The 4651-nt window shown below is 71.9% G+C and carries 4 protein-coding genes; all 4 read right to left on the bottom strand.

Annotation, left to right across the window (positions count from 1 at the left end):
* Positions 1-161 precede the first annotated feature (161 nt).
* On the bottom strand, positions 162-596 hold the full coding sequence (locus tag MSZK_RS17720; RefSeq protein WP_099250010.1) for a TIGR03618 family F420-dependent PPOX class oxidoreductase: 435 nt from the start codon (positions 594-596) through the stop codon (positions 162-164).
* Between the two features lie 41 nt (positions 597-637).
* On the bottom strand, positions 638-1894 hold the full coding sequence (locus tag MSZK_RS17715) for an NAD(P)/FAD-dependent oxidoreductase (protein WP_099250008.1): 1257 nt from the start codon (positions 1892-1894) through the stop codon (positions 638-640).
* The gene (locus tag MSZK_RS17710) at positions 1891-3291 is read right to left on the bottom strand and encodes an NAD(P)/FAD-dependent oxidoreductase (protein ID WP_099250007.1); all 1401 of its coding nucleotides are present in this window, start codon (positions 3289-3291) and stop codon (positions 1891-1893) included. The genes MSZK_RS17715 and MSZK_RS17710 overlap by 4 nt, the downstream gene beginning before the upstream one ends.
* Positions 3288-4651, bottom strand: a 1364-nt coding sequence (locus MSZK_RS17705) for an FGGY family carbohydrate kinase (RefSeq protein ID WP_233211368.1), incomplete at its 5' end; no start/stop codon positions are given. The genes MSZK_RS17710 and MSZK_RS17705, both read right to left, overlap by 4 nt.

Here is a 4651-nt window from a genome sequence, read left to right as displayed (position 1 = left end):
TAGCGGCCACCAACAACGACTCGTCCGTCTACCCGGACCAGGCGCTACGCGAACCTCGTTGTTTTTTGCGCCATTACTGCCGGGACCCCCACTCGGCCGCGACGAGGGCGCCTGGGAAGAGGAACTCGAGGCGGCGGCCCAGCAGCGCGACGGCTAGCGGCTCAGCCCGCCCAGGGACCGATCCCGCCGACGGTGTCGATGCGGATGCGGGTGAGGTAGCCCGGCGGCGCATCCGGCGGCGGGAAGCCGGGGTCGTCGGCGGCGATCATGGCCTTGGCCAGTCCCCGCAACACCTCCGGCGCGCCGCCTTCGACGATGCGGGCGGTGCCGGTCACCGCCAGATACGGCCGCATGACCGCACCGGGGTGCGCCGACGCGATCGTCAGGGCGACGCGCCCGTCGCGACGTACATTGCGCACCTTCTTGTGTTCGGACAGGTGCGCGACCACCAGTTCGTCGCTGTCGCCGGCCTCCTGGCCGGGCTGCAGCGCCACCCACACCAGCGACACCTGCGGGCTGCCGTCCGGGTTGAGGGTGACCAGGGTGGCGTCCGCGCCCGATCCGATCAATGCGCGGGCCGCATCGTTGAGCTTCATGTCGCTGTGCAACGCCACCCGACGCCGGGCATTCCCCGCGGTCAGCGGGCGTTGGTGACCGAGATCGTCACGGCGCCGCCGCGTGGATCGACCCGGTCGAGGATGCTCGACGGTACGCGGAACACCCGACCCGGCGAGGCCGGCCAGGCCAGGATCCGGCTGCCGACCGTCTTGCCGTCTTGGCGGGCAACGACTTTCGGGATCCGGACCAGCGTGTCGGTCCACAGCAGCAGCCGGTGCCGGGCCGGCGGCGGGTCGCCGGGCCGCAGCAGGCTGGGGGCGACCCAGCGCAGCGGGTCGGCGGCGCGGATCGCCACCCCGGGGGCCGCCGGCCGCGTGCCGCCGAGATGGGCCAGGACCGGTGCGCAGACGTGGCGGCCGTCGAGGGCGGCGATGTCGGCGGTATCCACCGGATGCAGCAGGTTGCCGATCGCGAACACCCCGGCCCGGCTGGTGCGCAGTGCCGTGTCCACCACCGGTCCCAGCGTGCCCGCGTCGATGTCCAGCCCGGTGGCGCGGGCCAGTTCGTGGTCGGGGATCCAGTTCCCGGTGAACACGACGGTGTCGCACGACACCACCCGCCGTTCGCCGGTGTCGAGGTTCTCGATCTCGACGCCGGTCACGGCGGGTTTGCCGATGATGCGGACCACCCGGGTTCGGCGCGCGACCCGCACCCCCAGCAGCGGGCTGCGGGCTGCGAGGTTGAACAGGCCATAGGACTCCGGAGACGGGTGGACGGTCGTCATCAGCGCGGTCTGGCAGCCGGCGTGCTTGAGGGTCAGGACCGCGGAGTAGCTGACGAGTTCGGCGCCGACGACCACCGCCCGGCGGCCGATCGCACGGTGCTTGAGGTGCACCAGGTTCTGCAGCTGCCCCGTGGTGTAGACGCCCGCGGCGCGGTCGCCGGGGATCAGCAGCGCCGGGCGGGCCCGTTCCCGCGCGCCGGTGGCCAGCACGACGGCCCGGGCGGACACCGCTGTCCGGCCCTTCGGCGAGGTCACCGCCAGCGTCAGGTCGTCGACCCACCCGGTCACGGTTGCCCGGGTGTGGATCGTGGCCCCGGCCCGGATCGCGGTGTCCGTCAGCCGGCGCGCATAGGCTGGCCCGCTGATGAAGGTCTTCATGTCGCGGATGCCGTAGCCGGGGTGATCGCTGTGCCGGGGAATGCCGCCGGGCTGTGATTCACGTTCCAGCACAACGACTTTCAGGCCGCTGTCGCGAGCAAGTGTCGCGGCCGCGGTCAGGCCCGCGGGGCCGGCGCCGATGATGGCGACATCGGCGGTGTCGGTGGAGGTCATCGTTGGCTTCCCGGCAAGGTGGTGGCGGTCTCGAACAGCTCCTGGACTTCCGCGCCGCAGTAGAACGCCTGGCAGCGGCCGTTCATGGCGCGAGTGCGGCGCCGGAGTCCGTCGAGCGTCGCGGGTGGGATCACCGACCGGCAGGCGTCGCGGATCTCGCCCTCGGTCACCCGCTCGCAGAAGCACACGACGCGGCCGTAGGCCGGGTCGGCGGCGATCAGCTCGGCCCGCTGATACGGCCGCGGGAACGCCTCCCCCAAATTGGGCATCACCGGTGGATCCGGCAGTGCCGCACGCGCAGTGGTGGCGACGCCGGCTGCCGCGAGCTGGTCGCGGACGTATTCGGCCACCGCCATCCCGGCCGTCAGGCCGGTCGACCGGATGCCGCCGACCAGCAGATAGCGCTGCTGCGGATCGGCCTCGATCAGGTAGTCGCCGTGGTCGATCGCGGCCCGCAGCCCGGCATAGGTCGCGGTGACCTCTTCGTCGAGCAGGCGCGGCATCAGCGCACGGCCCTTCTCGAGCAGGAAGTCCAGCCCGGCCTCCGAGGTGCCGGTCGCGGTGCGGTCCTGCAGGTCCTCGGAGGTGGGGCCGAGCATCACGTTGCCGTAGATGGTCGGGCTGACCAGCACCCCCTTGCCTCGCGCGGTGGGCACCGGCAGCACGATCTTGTCGACCAGAGGGCGGGCCAGCTTGTCGTAGACGATGAGTTCGCCGCGGCGCGGGGTGACGGTGAACCGGTGGTAGCCGAACAGGGCGTCCAGGTGATCGGCGCCCAGGCCCGCGGCGTTGACCACCCAGCGCGCGCTGACCGCAGCCGCGCCGTCGGCGCGCAGCGTGGTCGTCTCCGCACCGAGGTCCACACCGGTGACGCGATGGCCGGTCAGCACCGTCACGCCGCGGTTGACCGCGTCGGTGGCCAGCGCGAGGTTGACCGTCCACGTGCAGATGATCGACTCGTCGGGCACGGTCAACCCGCCGAGCACACCGGGACCGAGGTTCGGCAGTTCGGCGTATACCGTTGCGGCGTCCACGATCTCGCAGCGTTGATAGCCGTTGGCTTCCGCTTTCTCCTTCAACCCGGGCAGCGCGTCGAGCTGCTCGCCGTCCCAGGCCACCAGGATGGCCCCGGTGCGTTCGATCGGTATACCGGTGTGGGTGGCGTACTCCGAGAGCAGCTGGTAGCCGCGGCGGACGAGAGCCGACTCCAAGGTGCCGGGTTTGGCGTCGAACCCGGTGTGCAGGATCGCGGTGTTGGCCTTGCTGGTGCCGTCGCCGACGTCGGCGCGCGCGTCGAGCAGCGCCACCGACAGTTCATGCCCGGCGAGTTCGCGCGCGATCGCGGATCCGACGATGCCACCACCGATCACGGCGACGTCGTAGGCGGCGGGGGTCATGCCTGCTCCTGTTCGGGATAGGTGGTCGCGGCCACACGCCGCCACCGCTCGCGGAATTCGGCTGCGCGCGAAGCGGTCCAGCGGGGCTGGTAGGTGGCCGCCGGTTGCCAGGCCGTGACGACGTCACGCACCGACTGCTGCGGGGCCAGGCTCAGCCGGGCCAGTGCGGCGGCGCCGAGGGCGGTGGCGTGCGCCGACGGATAGATCTCCACGGGCAGCTGCGCGATGTCGGCGCACGCCTGCATGAGCACCGCCGACTGGGTCAGGCCGCCGTCGGCGCGCAGCGAGGTCAACGGCGTCGCCGCGTCGGCGTCGATCGCGGTGACCAGTTCGGCGATCTGGGCCGCGATCCCCTGCAGCACCGCGAGGATTACCTGGCCGCGACCGGTGGCCAGTGTCATCCCCGACAGTGTCGCGGTGGCATGGGATTTCCACCACGGTGCGGCCAGCCCGGCGAACGCCGGGACGCACAGCACACCGTTGTTGTCGGCGGCGGCGAACCCGTCCATCTCCTCGGCACTGGTCACGATGCCCAATGCGGTCAACCAGCGCACGGCCGACGCCGCGGTGTAGACCTGGCCGTCCACGCAGAAGGTGTCGGCGCCGGCCAGCCGCCAGGCCAGTGACGAGGTCAGCCGGTGGGTGGAGCGCACCGCGTTGGCGCCGGTGTTGGCCAGCAGGAACGCCCCGGTGCCGAAGGTGCATTTCGCCATGCCCTCGTCGAAGCAACCCTCCGCCAGCAGTGCGGCCTGCTGGTCGACCACGATTCCGCCGACGGGGATGTCGGGGCCGAAGGCGTCGGTGCTGCCGATGACGGCGTCGTTGGCGACGATCGCGGGCAGCCGCTCGTCGGCCAGTCCGAACAGCTCGAGCAGCTCCTGGCTCCACTGGTGGCCGCCGAGTTCGAGCACCAGGGAGCGGCTGGCGGTGGTGGCGTCGGTGACGAAGGCGCCGGTGAGGCGGTGCAACAACCAGCTGTCCGATGTGGTGACCACGCCCGCGGTCTCGACGTTGCGGCGCAGCCAGGCCATCTTGGGTGCCGAGAAGTAGGGATCCAGCACCAACCCGGTGGTGGCGGCGAACAGCTCGGCATGGTCGCTCAAGCCGGCGCACAGCTGCTCGGCCCGGCTGTCCTGCCAGACGATGGCCTGGGTCAGCGGTCGGCCGGTGTCGGGGTCCCAGGCCAGCACGGTCTCCCCCTGGTTGGCCAGCGAGACGGCCGCGACCGGCCGGGCGGCCTGTGCCAGGGCCGCCCGGCCGGCCTCCAGGACGGAGGTCAGCAGCTCGTCAGGGTCCTGTTCCACGCCGCCGCCGTCGAGGTAGCGCGGGTGGACCGCGACCTCGGCCTGGCCGACGACCC

This window comes from Mycobacterium sp. shizuoka-1, from assembly GCF_002723835.1.
Classification (GTDB): Bacteria; Actinomycetota; Actinomycetes; order Mycobacteriales; family Mycobacteriaceae; genus Mycobacterium.
Note: the sequence above shows the minus strand (reverse complement) of the source record. Positions and strands in the feature narration are given on the sequence as shown.